Here is a 15,840-nt window from a genome sequence, read left to right as displayed (position 1 = left end):
TGCCTGGCGCGAGATCGAACCGGAAAAGTCTGCAACTTTTCCTGATCTCGCTAATGGCTCAGGGTGACGCCCCAGCTGCCCCAGACGTAGATCGAGGCAAAGAGGAACAGCCAGACCACGTCAACGAAGTGCCAGTACCAGGCGGCGAACTCGAAGCCGAGGTGATGCTCGGGCGTGAACGAGTCGCGCATGGCGCGGATCAGGCAGACGATCAGGAAGATCGTACCGATCAGCACGTGGAAGCCGTGGAAACCGGTCGCCATGAAGAAGGTGGCGCCATACAGGTTGCCGCTGAACTGGAAGCCGGCCTCGGAATACTCGAGCGCCTGCACGCAGGTGAACAGCACGCCGAGCGCAATGGTGATGGCGAGGCCCCAGACGAGGCCGCGCTTGTCGCGGTGCAGCAGCGCATGGTGCGCCCAGGTGACGGCGGTGCCCGAGGTCAACAGGATCAGCGTGTTGAACAGCGGCAGGTGCCAGGGGCTGAACAGCTCGACGCCGGTGGGCGGCCAGGTCGGGCCCATGGCGGCGATGCGGGCATACTGCTCATGCGCTTCCTGGTTGAAGAAGCCGTCGAAATAGGCCCAGAACCAGGCGACGAAGAACATCACTTCGGAAGCGATGAACAGGATCATGCCATAGCGGTGATGCATCATCACCACCGGGGTATGGTCACCGGCCTTGCCTTCCTTGATGACGTCGCTCCACCACGAATACATGGTGTAGAGCACGCCGACGAAGCCTGCGATCAGGATCCAGAACGAGGTGATTTCGTGGAACCACAGCACGGCGCCGACGGCCATGACAAAGGCCGAGACCGAGCCGACGAAGGGCCAGGGGCTGGGGTTTACCAGGTGATAGTCGTGGTTGGGCTTGGCGTGCGCAGCCATGGTCAGGTTCCCTCGCTCTTAACGGCGTAGAATGTATAGGACAGGGTGATGTCCCGGATGGTGTCGAGATCGCGGTTCTCGGCGATATCGGGGTCAACGAAGAAGACGATCGGCATCTCGACGGTCTCGCCGGGCTGCAGCGTCTGCTCGGTGAAGCAGAAGCACTCGATCTTGTTGAAGTACATGCCGGTCTGCTCGGGCGTGACGTTGAAGATCGCCTGGCCGGTGACGGGCTTGTCGGAGAGATTGTGAGCGGTGAAAACCACCGTCTCGACGTTGCCGATCTTGTCGGTAACCGGCTTGGCCGCAGTCACGGTCCAGGGCAGCGCGCCCTCGACGTTGGAATCAAAGCGCACGGTCATCTCGCGGGCGATGGCGCCCTTGAGGTTGCCGGCAGAGACCTGTGTGGTGCCGCCGAAGCCGGTGACCTGGCAGAACAGGGCGTAAAGCGGGACGGCCGCGTAAGCAGCGCCGACCATGGCAGCGACCAGCACCAGCAGCGTGATCGCGACGCGACGGTTGCGAGGCGAATTGGGCGGCGATTGCGGCAGGGACGCGTCGGTCATCAGAGCGGCCGATCGAGCACGGCTGGCCCCATCTTCACGATGGTCAGGACGTAGACAATGATGACAAAGGCAGCGAGCGCCAGGCCCAGGGCCACGGAGCGACGGCGGCGACGGGCGGCGGCCTCGGCCTCTTCGTCGCGCTTTACGGGTTCGACCATCAGAGCCATCCCAGCATGTTGGCTACGTGGTCGGTGATCAGCGCCAGGAAGATCACGGCTAGATAGCTCAGTGAATAGGTGAACAGCGTCCGGCCGGCCTTCTTCATCGCCACCGTTTCGGTGGTGCGGAAGAGCGCCCAGGCGAACCACAGGAAGCCGGCGCCGGTGGCGACCGCGGCGACGGTATAGATCGGGCCCATAAAGCCGATCCAGCTCGGGACCAGCGTCGAGGCGACGAGCAGCACCGAATAGACGAGGATCTGGACCTTGGTGGCCTTCTCGCCGGCAACGTTGGGAAGCATGGGAATACCGGCAGCGCCATAGTCGGACTGCTTGTAGAGCGCCAGCGCCCAGAAATGCGGCGGGGTCCAGAGGAAGATAATGAGGAACAGCACCACGGATTCGATGCTGATCGTGCCGGTGACGGCGGCCCAGCCGACCATTGGCGGAAAGGCGCCGGCAGCGCCGCCGATGACGATGTTCTGCGGCGTCGAGCGCTTCAGCCACATCGTGTAGATCACGGCGTAAAAGAAGATGGTGAAGGCGAGGAGGCCTGCAGCCAGCCAGTTGGTGGCGAGGCCGAGCAGCGCCACCGAAAACACCGAGAGCACCAGGCCAAAGGCCAGCGCGTGATCGCGCTCCATGCGGCCGGCCGGGATCGGCCGGTTGGCGGTGCGGCTCATCACCGCGTCGATATCGGCGTCGTACCACATGTTCAGGGCGCCCGAGCCCCCTGCCCCGATGGCGATGCAGAGGATGGCGACGGCGCCGATAAAGGGATTGATGCCGCCCGGTGCGAGCAGCAGGCCCACGAGAGCCGTGAACACCACAAGCGACATGACCCGCGGCTTCAGCAGCGCGAGATAGTCTTCGACCCGCGCCTCATGGGTGCGGGCCGATATCTCATTGCTGTGGTGCACGTAGGCCAATGTCTCTCGCCTTGGTTGCCGCGGGACCCGAAGGCCCCGCGCACAGTCTCTAGTCAGTGCTTCGTGTCGGCGCCGATACGCGGCAGCGTCTCGAACTGGTGGAACGGCGGCGGGCTGGGCAGCGTCCACTCGAGCGTGGTCGCACCATCTCCCCACGGATTGGCCGGGGCCGGACGCTTCTTACGGGCAGCCTCGAACAGGATGTAGAGGAACAGCACCAGACCGGCGAAGGTGATGTAATAGCCGATCGAGGAAACGCGGTTCCACAGCGCGAAGGCATCCGGATAGTCGATGTAACGACGCGGCATGCCGGCGAGACCGAGGAAATGCTGCGGGAAGAAGATCACGTTCACGCCGACGAAGGTGATCCAGAAATGGATGTTGGCCAGCGTCTCGTTGTACATGATGCCGAACATCTTCGGGTACCAGTAGTACCAGGCGGCGAAGATGGCGAACACCGCACCCAGCGACAGCACGTAGTGGAAGTGCGCCACCACATAATAGGTGTCGTGCAGCGCACGGTCGGCGCCCGCGTTGGCGAGGATCACGCCCGTCACACCGCCGACGGTGAACAGGAAGATGAAGCCGATGGCCCACAGCATGGGCGTGCGGAAGGTGATCGAACCGCCCCACATGGTGGCGATCCAACTGAAGATCTTCACCCCGGTAGGCACCGCGATGACCATGGTGGCAGCGACGAAGTAGCGCTGCACGTCGAGCGACATGCCGACGGTATACATGTGGTGCGCCCACACGATGAAGCCGACGCCGCCGATGGCGATCATGGCGTAGACCATCGCGAGGTAGCCGAAGACCGGCTTGCGCGAGAAGGTCGAGACGATGTGGCTGACGATGCCGAAGCCCGGCAGGATCAGGATGTACACTTCGGGGTGCCCGAAGAACCAGAACAGGTGCTGGAACAGGATCGGGTCGCCGCCGCCTTCAGGCGCAAAGAAGGTGGTGCCGAAGTTGCGGTCGGTCAGCAGCATGGTGATCGCGCCGGCGAGCACCGGGAGCGACAGCAGCAGCAGGAACGCGGTGACCAGCACCGACCACGGGAACAGCGGCATGCGGTGCAGGGTCATGCCCGGCGCGCGCATGTTGAAGATCGTGGTGATGAAGTTCACGGCGCCAAGGATGGATGACGCACCGGCGATGTGGAGCGACAGGATGGCAAAGTCCATCGCTGGCCCCGGTTGTCCGGATGTCGATAATGGCGGGTAGATGGTCCAGCCGCCGCCGACGCCATGCGCGCCTGCCGGTCCTTCGAAGAACAGCGACAGGATGAGCAGCAGGAAGGCCGGCGGGAGCAGCCAGAACGAGATGTTGTTCATGCGCGGGAAGGCCATGTCCGGCGCGCCGATCATCAGCGGCACGAACCAGTTGCCGAACCCGCCGATCATCGCCGGCATCACCATGAAGAAGATCATGATGAGCGCGTGCGCGGTGGTGAACACGTTGAACATGTGCTTGCCGGCATCGAGCGCGGCATCGCCCTCGGCGCCATAGACCATGGCCGCGAGGCCGTGGAAGATCTGGATGCCCGGCTCCTGCAGCTCAAGGCGCATGGCACCGGACAGAAGGCCACCGATCACCCCCGCGCAGATCGCGAAGATCAGGTACATCGTGCCGATGTCCTTGTGATTGGTGGAGTAGACGTAGCGTCGCCAGCCGGTCGGATGACCATGATCATGCGCCGCGGCGTGGCCGTGGCCGTCATGGGCTTCCAAAGCGTGAGTATCGGCCATAGTGAGCGATCCCTTTATCGAATTCTCGCTGCGCCGGGTCGAGGACCCGCGCACGGGTCCTTAGCTGAGTGCAGGCAGGGTGGCGTTGGCGTCGTCGACGGTACCCGCCTCGAACGCCGCCATCCAGGCTGCGAATTCTTCCTTCGTCACGACGCGCACGGCGATCGGCATGAAGGCATGGTCCTTGCCGCAGAGCTCGGAGCACTGACCGTAGTAGATGCCGGTCTTGCGGGCGTTGAACCAGGTCTCGTTGAGCTTGCCGGGGACCGCGTCGATCTTGATGCCGAACGAGGGCACCGCAAAGGCATGGATCACGCCCGACGGATCGGCAGTAATCTGCATACGCACGGTGGTGTCGACCGGAACGACCAGCTGGTAGTCGACAGCCAGCAGGCGGGGCTGCACCGGAACCTGGGCGAGACGCGCTTCTTCAGAGAGGATCGAGGAGGACATCGACTTGCCCTGATCGACATACTCATAGTCCCAATACCACTGCTGGCCGGTCGCCTTGACCGTCAGCTCGGCTGCAGGAACCTCGACATCGCCGAACGAGAAGATGTTGGAGCCCAGATACTTGCGCTGCCCGTCGGGGACGGTGAGCTGATCGGTCAGCACCGCGAAGGACGGGATCGCGATGATCACGAGGATCAGGATCGGGACGACCGTCCAGACGATCTCGACCAGCGTATTGTGGGTCGTCGTCGACGGCTTGGGGTTCGCCTTGGCGTTGAAGCGCACGATCACCACGATCAGCAGCACCAGCACCAGCAGGGCGATAAGCACGGCGGTCCACAGCAGCGGGCCATCATGGAAGGCGTGGATGGAATCCATGATCGGGGTCACGGAGGGCTGCAGCCCGATCTGACCCGGCACCGGATGGCCTTGCTCCTGCGCAGTCGCCACCATGGGCAGCGATGCGAGGGCTACGGCTCCCAGCGAGCCAATCGAACTCAGTAGTTTGCCGGTCACCTAAAAACCCCCTTGAGATCCCGTCTGGTCCGGTATTCTAGCGCGGGTTGAGGTGGGCAAATGCGGCATAGCGAAACGCCGCCCCGACTCAACCTCGGAGCGCTTGAAACTTGGAACGTGTCTAAACCACATCGGCAGACCCAAGGCAATTCATGCCTCTCGTCGCACCGTGCGTCAAAACGCACCGCCGAGCAAATCGGCGCGCTCAACCGCGCACGCCTCACGCTTGCCTTGATTGGCAGGCGTTTATCCGCCGCCTCCCGCTGGCCGGCTTGTTGACAGCCGTGCGGGGCTAAACGACTAAGTTACAAAGCCCGCGGGAACGTGGGATTCGTTATGTCACATATAGAGAGAGTGGATCGGTGCAGCCAATCCTCGGGCTTGTTGTTCGGATGTTCGCGGCGCTGGCGATTGCCGCGGGGCTGATGTCCCCTGCCCTGGCGCAGGGCGTGGTCAAGGCGCAGTACGGCGACTGGCAGATGAGCTGCGATACGCCGCCGGGCGCCAGCTTCGAGCAGTGCGCGCTGATCCAGAATGTCTCGGCCGAGGACCAGCCCAATGTCGGGCTCTCGGTGATCGTGTTGAAGACAGCCGACAAGCAGGCGCGGCTGCTGCGCGTGCTGGCGCCGCTCGGCGTGCTGCTGCCCAACGGGCTGGGGCTCAATATCGATGGCGCCAATATCGGCCGCGTGGCGTTCGTGCGCTGCCTGCCCAACGGGTGCGTCGCCGAGGTGGTGCTCGACGACGAGCTGATCACCAAGCTGACCACCGGCAAGAGCGCCATCTTCTTCGTGTTCAAGACGCCCGAAGAAGGCATCGGCATCCCGGTATCGCTCAACGGCTTCGGCGACGGGTTCGCACAGCTCCCGTAAGGACAGCGCCCGATGCCCCGGCCCGCTCGGCAGATGCGCCTGACTGAGGCTCACGTGGCCCGGATGGCGCTGCTGATGACGCCGGATGGGCCGTTGCCGCCGGCCGAAACCGCGACCGACGAAGACTTCCGCCAGTTCACCCAGGATATCCTCGCCGGCAGCGACGGTTCGGACCAGATCTGGGTTTTCGCCTATGGCTCCTTGATCTGGAAGCCGGCCTGCGACTTCGTCGAGATCCGCACCGGCCTGCTGCGCGGCTGGCATCGCGCCTTCTGCCTGGGCTGGAACACCTGGTTCCGTGGCTCGGAGGCCAATCCCGGGCTGATGCTGGCGCTCGACCGGGGCGGCTCGTGCAAGGGGGCGCTGTACCGCTTGCCGCCGGGCGCCGTCGAAGAGAACATCGAAAAGCTCTGCCGACGCGAAATGGGCCGCAAACCCTCGCCATTCCCGCCACGCTGGGTGACGGTGATGACCGAGCAGGGTCCGGTGCGAGCCTTCACCTTCTGCATCGATCGCAACAGTGGGCGCTACGTCTCGGGGCTGAGCGAGGCGCAGATCGCCGATGTGCTGGCCAAGGCTGTCGGCTCACGCGGTTCGATGGTCGAGTATTTGTTCAACACGGTGAGCCATCTCGAACAGCTCGGCATCCACGACCCGCATTTGTGGCGGCTGCAGGAGCTGGTGGCGGAGCGGCTGGACGCTTCGCGTTAGAAAAGCGCGATAGCACCTCATACTGGGTGTCATCCCAGCGAAAGCTGGGACCCATGTCGCAGCCCGAGCCAGCGGTGAGTTGGTTCCCAGCTTTCGCTGGGATGACATCGCGGATGTGGAATTGCTGGTGCACCACCAACAAAAAAGCCGGACCGGCTCTTCGTGAGAAGAACTTGGGCCCGGCAGTTCATCAGGAAACAGAGCCGGCGGGTGAGCCGGCCCGAAGATGGCACAACTGGGGTTGAGCCATGGGTGAGGCTAGGCCTGAGGAGCGCGCTGCGGAACCAGGAAGGGCTGCAACCCTTCCCGGACGCACTCAAATGGTCTTCCGGGGAGGAAGCCTCAGGGGTTAAGCCAATGGCGGGAGCTTTCGGCGCGCTTCTGCTGCAGCTTGTAGCCAGGGCGCTGGCTGGGGCTGTCGAGTGCTTCGAACAGATCCTGGCGATTGATGCCGAGATCCTCGAGGCGGGCAGTGTCATAGTCGAGAAGCGACTCGAAGGCGACGCGGCGAGCTCGTGCAGCCCGGACTTTGGCGAACCAGTTCACCAGAGCGCGCAACGGGTTGGACGACGCGGCAGCCATCGACGGCCGCTCGCTCGAAAGCAAGTGGACCATGGTCCTTCTCCAATTTCATCTTTGCCTGGGCAGGGAGTGCCGGGGCGGGACAAGCGATCGTGGAGCGCCAGGTGGCGACCTCGGGATCACCACTGGCGATCGCGAGATCACCGATGACGCCTGATATGAGCGCTTGCCATGTATTCGTCCAACAAATAGATTTCATCCCGATCATCAAATTTCGTGATGGAGAAGCGGGATGAGCACTCCCCTCGATCTCGACCAGCTGCAGAGCTTCTGCGCCATCGCCGATTGCGGCAGTTTCACCGAGGCGGCGCGCCGGGTGAATAAGACCCAGTCGGCGGTGTCGATGCAGATCAAGCGGCTGGAGGAGCGGCTCGGCCAGGCGCTGCTCAGCCGCGACGGCCGCACGGTGGCGCTGACCGAGTATGGCGATGCGCTCTATGCGCGGGCGCGGCGCATGCTCAGGATCAATGCCGAGATCATGGACGTGTTCTCCGATGGCGACCTCAAGGGCTCGATCCGCTTCGGCGTGCCCGACGACTATGCAGTGCGCCTGCTGCCGGTGATCCTCTCCAGCTTCCAGCGCACCCACCCCAAGATCGTGGTCGATGTGCGCTGCCAGCCGTCGGAAGAGCTGCTCGACGGGATGAAGAAGGGGCGCTACGACCTGATCGTCTTCACCCAGGGCACCAACCACGAATATGGCGAGATGTTCCGCACCGAGCGGATGTTCTGGGTGGCCTCGCATGGTGGGCAGGCGCTTGCCACCGAGCCGCTGCCGATCGCGGGCGGCCTGCATTGCTGCTGGAAGGAGAACGCGGTCGAGGTGCTGAACCGCATCGGCCGCGACTATCGCATCGCCTATACCTCGTCGAACGCCATGGCGATCGCCAGCGCGGTGCTGACCGATCTCGCGGTCGGCTTCCTGCCCGAGAGCGCCTTGCAGCCAGGGATGCGAGTGATCGCCGAGGACAAGGACCTGCCACGGCTGCGCGATGCCGAGATCGCCATCATGCGTGCCAGCCACGCCTATGGCGGCATTTATGATGCCCTGGCCAGCCACATCGTCGCCAGCATGGGCAACCTCGACGGCAAGGACAGCCTGCCGATGGCGGCGGAGTAGCGACCGCAGAAGAACTCGGTACCCTCCAGTCCCCCCTAGGCGGGGGAGAAAAGCGGGGTGATGGGAGGCACCGTACGCGCCCCACCTCGGATGTCATCCCAGCGAAAGCTGGGACCCAACTCACCGCCAGCGCCAGCCGATAGATGGGTCCCAGCTTTCGCTGGGATGACAGCTGGTGTTGGAGGAAGGTTCGTGCCCTCCAGCACCCCTCGCTTGGCGCCTCCGCTACTTCTCCTTGTCGAGCAGCCCACTCAATTCCGCCTGCAACCTGCCCCGGTTAGCCTCCACCGCCCGCTCGAACGCCCGCGCCTGGATCAGGCGGGCGGCGGGAGTGGTGGCGCGCGGGTCGAGATGCTCGCGCAGCGCTGCCGCCAGCTCGGTTTGCAGGAATGTGCCGATCTCCAGAAACTGCATGATGGCGGCCAGCTGATCGGGCGAGAAACGGGCCAGCATCATCGGCCCGGTCTTTTCGTAGTGGCCGAAGATGCGGTGGGTGATGGCCTTCATGTCCTCGGTCAGCTCGATCCAGATCTTGCGCCGGTCGAGCGTATCGCGGGTGCGCAGCACATAGCCGGCGGCCTCCAGCCGATCGATCACCGCGGTCACCGCGCCGGTGGTCAGGCCGCTGTCATTGGCCAGTTGGCCGGCGCTCACCCTGCCCCGCCGATCGATCAGATCGAGACAGCGGCCATCGGTGCGATTGATGCCGAGGAACTGCGTCAGCGTCTCGTCGAACAGGTCGGTCGCGGCCTGATTGGCACGGGTGGCCTCCTTGAAGTGCAGGCCAAAGCCTTCAGCTGCAGTTTCTCTTGACTCGTTGATATCTTGATCCATAAGATAATTATACGATGAGATATCGGGGAAAGCAAGATTCCCGGATGTCGCATGCGGTCGTCCGGCACCGAGCAACCGAAATCAAGCTGGCCGACCGCCAAACCAGCATGAAGGCCACGCAACCCAAGACTACGCAACAATGACGGCCGGAGGGCCGGCATATGAAACCGCAATCGCATCCATTCCAGCCGATCCGGCGCGTGCCGGCCGAGCTGATCGCCGTGCCGAACAACGACAACGAGGCGCAAGTGACCAACACCATCATCGAGGCCAAGGGCCTCAAACGAAGTTTCAAGGCGCGCGGCGCCAAGGGCAAGACGATCGACGCGGTGCGCGGCATCGACCTGAGCGTGCGCGAGGGCGAGATCGTCGGCTTCCTCGGCCCCAACGGCGCCGGCAAGACCACGACGCTGAAGATGCTCTGTACCCTGCTCGCGCCAACCGATGGCTCGGCGATTGTGGTGGGCGCCGACCTTCGCCGCGACCCGGTCGAGGTGCGACGGCGCATCGGTTATGTCAGCCAGGCGGGCTCCACCTCGCCCGAGGCCAAGGTCGGCGAGGAGATCGTCAGCCACGCGCGGCTCTATGGCATCGATAAGCAGGTGGCGATCCAGCGCGGCAAGGAGCTGCTCGCGGCGCTCGATCTCGCCGAGATCTGGGACCGCACCTGCGGCTCGCTGTCGGGCGGGCAGCGGCGACGGCTTGATATCGTGATGGGGCTGATCCACCAGCCACGGCTGGTATTCCTCGATGAGCCCTCGACCGGGCTCGACCCGCAGAGCCGGGCGAACCTGTGGAACCACATCCGCAAGCTCCGCGACGAGCTGGGGACCACGGTGTTCCTCACCACCCATTACATGGATGAGGCCGACTCGCTTTCGGACCGCATCCTGATCATCGACCACGGCACCATCGTCGCCGAGGGTACGCCGGCTGAGCTGAAGAAGCGGGTGTCGGGCGACACGATCACGCTGACGCTGAGGACCGAAACCGATGCTGCGAACGCGGCGGGGATCGCAGCGCGGCTCAACGGGGCGGATGCGCCGGTGACCGAGGCGAACGTGGTGCGCTTCCACGTCCCCGATGGCGCGACAGCGCTGCCGGTGCTGCTCGGCGACCTCACCAAGGCGGGGATCGACGCGATCGGCGTCGATGTGAACCGCCCCACCCTTGACGACGTGTTCCTGACGCTGACCGGCCGGTCGCTCAGGGATTGAGGAGAAGAGCATGTCCTTCATTCGCGATACGTGGATCATCTTCCGCCGCTCGATGGTGCTGTCGCTTCGGCAGCCACTCTGGGTGGTGATCGGGCTGTTGCAGCCGATCCTCTACCTGACGCTGTTCGGGCCGCTGCTGCAGACGATTGCGGCGACTTCCGGCTTTGAGGGTGACGCCTGGCAGGTGTTCGTGCCGGGGCTCCTGGTGCAGCTTGGGATTTTCGGCGGGCTGTTCGTCGGTTTCGGCATCATCGCCGAGTGGCGGTCCGGCGTGATCGACCGGCAGCTGGTATCGCCGGCGGCACGGACGGCGATCATTGCCGGGCGGACACTGCGCGACGTGGTGGTGATCACGGTGCAGGCGATCGTGCTGGTCGGTGCTGCATTCTTCATGGGGCTGCGCGTGCCGGTCGGGGCGCTGGTGATCGGGCTGGTGCTGGTGGCGCTGCTTGGCGCGGCCTTCTCGTTCATTTCGAACGCCATCGGCATCGCCACCAAGAGCGAGGACGCTTTGGCGCCGATGGTCAACACCCTGGCACTGCCGATCCTGTTGCTCTCGGGCATCCTGCTGCCGATGACGCTGGCGCCCGCCTGGCTGCAGATGGTGGCCAACTTCAACCCGTTCAAACACATCGTCGAGGCGCTGCGGGCGGTGTTCCTGGGGCAGTTCGGCGAGCCGATCGTGTGGATCGGGCTGCTGCTGGCGGTGGTACTGGTGGTGATCGGCGCCTGGGTCGGCAGCCGGGTGCTGGCGGCGCAGACCAAATAAACTAGGCCGACTGTGCCGCGCCCGGCCGGCTTCCGAAACTGCGGAAGCTGCGCCGGGCGAGCGGCAACAGCGTTGCGGCAAAGTAGGCGAAGCCGGTGAGCCACAGTGCCGGCCCAAGCCCGATCAGCGCGATCAAAGCACCGCCCAGCAGACCACCGAAGGGGATCAGCGCCCAGGCCAGTGCGCCGACGAGAGCGCTGGCGCGGCCGATCATCGGCGGTGGAATGCGCTCGAAGATCACGGCGTTGAGGATCGGGTTGATGAAGCCCGAGGCAAAACCGGCAACGCCCAGCGTAACGAAACCGGCAATGAGCGGCGCATCGATGGCGAACACGGCGAAGCGCGGCAGACCGGCCAGGAGGAAAGCCAAGATGTAGATAGTAAGCCGCGGCAGGCGCTCACCGGCGGCGGTGGCGATGGCGGCACCGGCAATCGAGGCAGCCGACATCACGGCGAAGAGCAGGCCGAGCAGCGCGGCGTCGTGGCCGGAGTTTTGCGTCCATACCGGCAGCAGCACGGCGGAATAGGCGGCGTCGAGCAGGTTGGTGGCGGTGATCATGATCACGATGCCGACCAGCAGTGCGTCGCGGCGGATGAAATCGAAACCTTCGCGCAGTTCGGTGAAGTAGGGAGCGCGGGTTTCGGGCTGTTCGGCACGGATAGCCGGGATGCCGCCGGCGACCACTATTGCGGCGAGCGCGAAGGTGGCGGCGTTCAGTGCCAGGGCCATGCCGGGGCCGATCAGGGCGATCAGCCCGCCGGCCACAGCGGCACCGACGGTCGAGGCAAGCCGCTCGATGATGCCAGCGACGCCGGTGACGCGCTCGAGCGGCACGGCAGCGAGCCTTGCAATATCCGGGACCATCGAGATTTTCGCGGCGTCGGACGGGCCGCGAAGGATGCCCATGGCGATAACGATTGGGAGCAGAAGCTCGAACCTCAACATACCGGCGAGGGCCAGTAGCGGGACGAGACCAACGACGAGTACCGAGGCGAGGTCGCACCAGATGGCGAGGCGTTTGGGGCCGGCCCGATCGATCAGCGGACCGGACAGCGCCTTGGCGACGACATAAGGCAGCATCTCGGCCATGGCGACGAAACCGGTCAGCACCGGGCTGCCGGTGGTGGTCAGCACCAGCCAGGGGATGGCGATGGTGGAAAGCCGCGTCCCCGAGATCGACAGGGTCTCGGCGAGGGCAAAGGCGAGGAAGGGGCGACGGTTCATTTATTTGCCCCCTGCCCGCCGGTGAGCCGCCCGGGATACGGGAAGGCGTGCAGCATCACGGTGTAGAGCTCCATACCCGGCGGCGGCTTGCTCCCGAGACCCGGGGCCTCGCGCATCGCCTGCCACAGCAGTTCCAGCAACTTGCCCTTCAGCACGTTGGCCTGCTCGGTGGTCATGGCGATGGTGAAGTCGCTGATCTGGGTGGTGGCCTGCCAGTCGGGCGGCAGCTGGACGAACTCGTCCTGGGCCCGCTGCATCAGGTTCACCTGCTCCGAGAGCGCGGCCTGCGCGAAGGCAACGCTGGTATCGAACTGCTCCTGGGTCCCGCCCGGCTCGAAGAACGAGGTCGACTCATGGCGGGCCTGCCACCAGCGATCGCGGCGCGAGGGTTGTTCGGCGGCTTCCTCGATAAAGCCGTGCTGGGCCAGCTGGCGCAGGTGATAGCTGGTGGCGCCGGAGTTGAGACCGAGGCGCTCGGCCAGCCCGGTGGCTGTCGCCGGGCCGTCGATCCGCAGCATGCCGAGCATGCGCAATCGGACCGGGTGCGTCAGGGCCTTGAGGGCAGTCGCATCGGGGACGATGCGGGTGATCTCGCGGGTCGGGGCTTTCATGCCCGAATGTTATGATCGCAAAGGAATGTTTGCAAATGATTCTTTGCGATCGGTCACGAGGGATCGAGCGTGTGGCCACGCCCACCCCTAGTCCCCGTGGGGACGGCAATCGCATATAGGAAGCGCCGGATGAGGGATGCTGCAAACCCGGTGGCTCCGCGCGACCCCCTCTCTGGCGAAAACTAAGGACTTAGCTGCGCTAAGCCCAAGTTTTCGCTTTCTCCCCCGCCAAGGGGGAGAGTCCCGACTGATGCTTCGATGCTTATGGAGGCCACCGATCATCTCCCCCTTGGCGGGGGAGAAAGCAAAATCTTAGGTTTAGCCGTTTGGCTAAGCCTCAGATTTTGCAAGAGAGGGGGGCGCGGGGAGCCACAGTGGCTCGGCCGCCCCTCCCCCGCCACGCGGGGAGGATGAAGAAAGCCTAGATCTCGGCTTCGTCGAAAATCCGCGTCAGGTCGCCGGCCCACTCGCCATGGTATTTGTCGAGCCAGCGCTCGGCCTGGGTCTTGCCGAGATCGAGGGTCTCATGGAGCGGATCGAGGAAGCTGGTCTCGTCCTTGCCGGCGGCGAGGTGCTTGCGGCGGCGCAGGCCGTCGCCGGCAAGATCGACGACGAGGCGGGCGATATCGGCGACAGTGCCACCGCGGAACGGGGTGTGGATGGCGGTGCGCGGCACTTCGTTGCGCAACGTCTGGCGCTCGGCTTCGGTCCAATCGCTGACCAGGTCCCAGGCGGCATCAAGCGACTCGCTGTCGTAGAGGAGGCCAGTCCAGATGGCGGCGAGCGCCAGCACGTGGCCGCGATCGCCCATATCGGCGCCGCGCTGCTCGAGGAACTGCTTGAGGCGGACCTCGGGGAACAGGGTCGAGAGGTGGTTCTCCCAATCCTTCACCGTCGGCCGGACGCCCGGCAGCTGCGGGAGCTTGCCCTGCATGAAGGCGCGGAAACTTTCACCGGCAACATTGATGTACTCGCCCTTGCGGATGACGAAATACATCGGCACGTCGAGCGCGTATTCGGCGTAGCGGTCGAAGCCGAAGCCATCCTCGAAGGCGAAGGGCAGCATGCCGGTGCGGGCGCGATCGGTGTTGAGCCAGATGTGCGAGCGGAAGCTCAGGTAGCCCGAGGGCTTGCCATCGACGAAGGGCGAGTTGGCAAACAGCGCCGTGACGATGGGCTGCAGCGCCACCGAGACGCGCAGCTTTTTGATCATGTCGGCTTCGTCGGAAAAATCGAGGTTCGCCTGCACGGTGGCCGAGCGATACATCATCGAGGTGCCGAGGCTGCCGACCTCCTGCATGTATTTGGTCATGATGCCGTAACGCGACTTCGGCATGGCGGCGATTTCGGCGACCGACCAGAGCGGGGTGACGCCGAGGCCGAGGAAATGGATGTTGAGCGGGCCGCCGATGACACGGCAATCCTCGAGATGCGCATCGAGTTCGGCGGCGGCATCGTGGATGGTAAGGTGCGGAGCGCCAGACAGTTCGAACTGGCCGCCCGGCTCCAGCGAGATGCCGCCGACAGCGCCGAGATTGCGCAGCCCGATCGGGTTGCCGCGATCGAAGAACGGATGCCAGCCGGTGCGGGCCTCGATGCCCTGGAGCAGAGCGTGCACACCATCATCGCCGGCATAGGGAACCGGGGCGAGCGGAGCTTTGCGGTAGACGTGCTTTTCGTGCTCGGTGCCGACGCGCCACTCGGATTTCGGCTTGCCGCCGACGGCCATGACCTCAAGCAGGTCAGCCCGCGATTCAATCAGCGGTGCGTTTTCTTCGCCGGACATAGGCACTCCAGTGAGGCAGAACTACCGGGCTCCTGGCCGGGCGCGGCGGACAATACTGAGCCGCGCTCCGAATGCAATGGGCTTTATCGCCAATCGCCGATGGTTGACTGAACCACCGCCAGGGCAGCCACGGCTGCGGTATCGGCGCGCAGAATGCGCGGGCCAAGGCTGATCGGAATGACGAAGGATTGCGCGAGGAGCAGCATCCGCTCGTCGTCGGAGAAGCCGCCTTCTGGTCCGACCAGGATGCCGACGGGCAGGCCCTCGAGGTCCAGCAGCTGGGTATTGGGGGCGTGGCTCGGGGCGCTCTCATCGGCGAAGATCAGGCGGCGGAGACCGTGGTCACGCTGCCAGTGGGCAATAAGATCGGCGAGCCCGATTTCCTCGGCAAGCGTCGGCACGCTGAGCACTTCACACTGCTCGGCCGCCTCGATGATGTTGGCCTGGAGCTTGTCGGCCTTGAGGCGCGACACCTGGGTGTAGCGGGTGATCACCGGCTGGATGGCGCCGGCACCCATCTCGGTGGCCTTCTGCACCAGGTAGTCGAGGCGGCCGGTCTTCAGCGGCGCAAAGCCGAACCAGAGGTCGGATTTCGAGGTCTGGTGCTGGGTCTGCACCACCAGCTCGAGGGTGGCGCCCTTGCGATGATCGTCGGCGATTTTCGCCAGCCAGGCGCCGTCCTTGCCGTTGAACACCACCAGCGCATCGGCAGCTTTCATGCGCAGCACGCTCACCAGGTAATTGGTGTGATCGCGGCCGAGCTCGAGCATCGCGCCAGCGGCGAGCGGCGCCTCGATATAGAGGCGTGGGAGGGTCTTGTGCGATCTGGGCATCGTGGTACGCGTGACAAAGG

General features: G+C 64.6%; 17 protein-coding genes. 5 read left to right on the top strand and 12 right to left on the bottom strand.

Annotation, left to right across the window (positions count from 1 at the left end):
• Positions 1-50: 50 nt before the first annotated feature.
• The 6 genes from ASC68_RS23535 to coxB are packed head-to-tail and all read right to left on the bottom strand — an operon-like array spanning position 51 to position 5,197.
• Positions 51-890: a cytochrome c oxidase subunit 3 gene (locus tag ASC68_RS23535; RefSeq protein WP_055884970.1), complete on the bottom strand. Its 840-nt coding sequence runs from the start codon at positions 888-890 to the stop codon at positions 51-53.
• Positions 891-892: 2 nt separating this feature from the next.
• Complete coding sequence (locus tag ASC68_RS23530) at positions 893-1,456, bottom strand: cytochrome c oxidase assembly protein (protein WP_055884967.1); 564 nt, start codon at positions 1,454-1,456, stop codon at positions 893-895.
• On the bottom strand, positions 1,456-1,614 hold the full coding sequence (locus ASC68_RS29040; RefSeq protein WP_197421386.1) for a hypothetical protein: 159 nt from the start codon (positions 1,612-1,614) through the stop codon (positions 1,456-1,458). The genes ASC68_RS23530 and ASC68_RS29040 overlap by 1 nt, the downstream gene beginning before the upstream one ends.
• Entirely contained in the window at positions 1,614-2,543 is a 930-nt protein-coding gene (locus ASC68_RS23525; RefSeq protein ID WP_055884965.1) for a heme o synthase, read from the bottom strand. Before ASC68_RS23525 ends, ASC68_RS29040 begins: the two co-directional genes overlap by 1 nt.
• A 53-nt stretch (positions 2,544-2,596) precedes the next feature.
• On the bottom strand, positions 2,597-4,291 hold the full coding sequence (gene ctaD, locus ASC68_RS23520) for a cytochrome c oxidase subunit I (protein WP_055884964.1): 1,695 nt from the start codon (positions 4,289-4,291) through the stop codon (positions 2,597-2,599).
• A 60-nt stretch (positions 4,292-4,351) separates the two neighbouring features.
• Complete coding sequence (gene coxB, locus ASC68_RS23515) at positions 4,352-5,197, bottom strand: cytochrome c oxidase subunit II (RefSeq protein WP_082528423.1); 846 nt, start codon at positions 5,195-5,197, stop codon at positions 4,352-4,354.
• 455 nt (positions 5,198-5,652) lie between these two features.
• On the opposite strand from coxB, the gene ASC68_RS23510 reads away from it, so the two are divergent.
• Together ASC68_RS23510 and ASC68_RS23505 are read left to right on the top strand one after the other, a co-directional pair.
• The gene (locus ASC68_RS23510) at positions 5,653-6,132 is read left to right on the top strand and encodes an invasion associated locus B family protein (RefSeq protein WP_055884960.1); all 480 of its coding nucleotides are present in this window, start codon (positions 5,653-5,655) and stop codon (positions 6,130-6,132) included.
• A gap of 12 nt (positions 6,133-6,144) precedes the next feature.
• Positions 6,145-6,843: a gamma-glutamylcyclotransferase gene (locus ASC68_RS23505; RefSeq protein WP_082528422.1), complete on the top strand. Its 699-nt coding sequence runs from the start codon at positions 6,145-6,147 to the stop codon at positions 6,841-6,843.
• A gap of 342 nt (positions 6,844-7,185) precedes the next feature.
• Here the strand turns inward: ASC68_RS23505 and ASC68_RS23500 are convergent, their stop codons facing one another.
• Entirely contained in the window at positions 7,186-7,458 is a 273-nt protein-coding gene (locus tag ASC68_RS23500) for a hypothetical protein (RefSeq protein ID WP_055884955.1), read from the bottom strand.
• 199 nt (positions 7,459-7,657) lie between these two features.
• Between ASC68_RS23500 and ASC68_RS23495 the strand changes: the two genes are divergently transcribed.
• Entirely contained in the window at positions 7,658-8,545 is an 888-nt protein-coding gene (locus tag ASC68_RS23495; protein WP_055884953.1) for a LysR family transcriptional regulator, read from the top strand.
• 225 nt (positions 8,546-8,770) lie between these two features.
• Here ASC68_RS23495 and ASC68_RS23490 read toward each other — a convergent pair whose 3' ends face one another.
• On the bottom strand, positions 8,771-9,379 hold the full coding sequence (locus ASC68_RS23490; RefSeq protein WP_055884950.1) for a MarR family transcriptional regulator: 609 nt from the start codon (positions 9,377-9,379) through the stop codon (positions 8,771-8,773).
• A 161-nt stretch (positions 9,380-9,540) separates the two neighbouring features.
• Between ASC68_RS23490 and ASC68_RS23485 the strand changes: the two genes are divergently transcribed.
• Both ASC68_RS23485 and ASC68_RS23480 read left to right on the top strand, forming a co-directional pair.
• The gene (locus ASC68_RS23485; protein WP_197421385.1) at positions 9,541-10,596 is read left to right on the top strand and encodes an ATP-binding cassette domain-containing protein; all 1,056 of its coding nucleotides are present in this window, start codon (positions 9,541-9,543) and stop codon (positions 10,594-10,596) included.
• Positions 10,597-10,606: 10 nt separating this feature from the next.
• Entirely contained in the window at positions 10,607-11,365 is a 759-nt protein-coding gene (locus ASC68_RS23480; RefSeq protein WP_055884947.1) for an ABC transporter permease, read from the top strand.
• Between the two features lies 1 nt (position 11,366).
• Here ASC68_RS23480 and ASC68_RS23475 read toward each other — a convergent pair whose 3' ends face one another.
• The 4 genes from ASC68_RS23475 to ASC68_RS23460 form a co-directional block, all read right to left on the bottom strand.
• Positions 11,367-12,590 (bottom strand): MFS transporter, encoded by a 1,224-nt coding sequence (locus ASC68_RS23475; RefSeq protein ID WP_055884944.1) that lies wholly within the window; start codon positions 12,588-12,590, stop codon positions 11,367-11,369.
• Positions 12,587-13,201 carry a helix-turn-helix domain-containing protein gene (locus ASC68_RS23470; protein WP_055884942.1) on the bottom strand — a complete coding sequence of 205 codons (615 nt, stop codon included), beginning with the start codon at positions 13,199-13,201 and terminating at the stop codon, positions 12,587-12,589. The genes ASC68_RS23475 and ASC68_RS23470 overlap by 4 nt, the downstream gene beginning before the upstream one ends.
• Before the next feature lie 421 nt (positions 13,202-13,622).
• On the bottom strand, positions 13,623-14,987 hold the full coding sequence (locus tag ASC68_RS23465; RefSeq protein ID WP_055884939.1) for a glutamate--cysteine ligase: 1,365 nt from the start codon (positions 14,985-14,987) through the stop codon (positions 13,623-13,625).
• 83 nt (positions 14,988-15,070) lie between these two features.
• Positions 15,071-15,820, bottom strand: coding sequence for a 16S rRNA (uracil(1498)-N(3))-methyltransferase (locus ASC68_RS23460; RefSeq protein ID WP_055884937.1), 750 nt, complete (start codon positions 15,818-15,820; stop codon positions 15,071-15,073).
• Between the last annotated feature and the right edge of the window lie 20 nt (positions 15,821-15,840).

It is taken from the genome of Devosia sp. Root105 (genome assembly GCF_001424865.1).
Taxonomy (GTDB): Bacteria; Pseudomonadota; Alphaproteobacteria; order Rhizobiales; family Devosiaceae; genus Devosia_A.
This window is presented reverse-complemented; position numbering and strand designations above follow the sequence as displayed.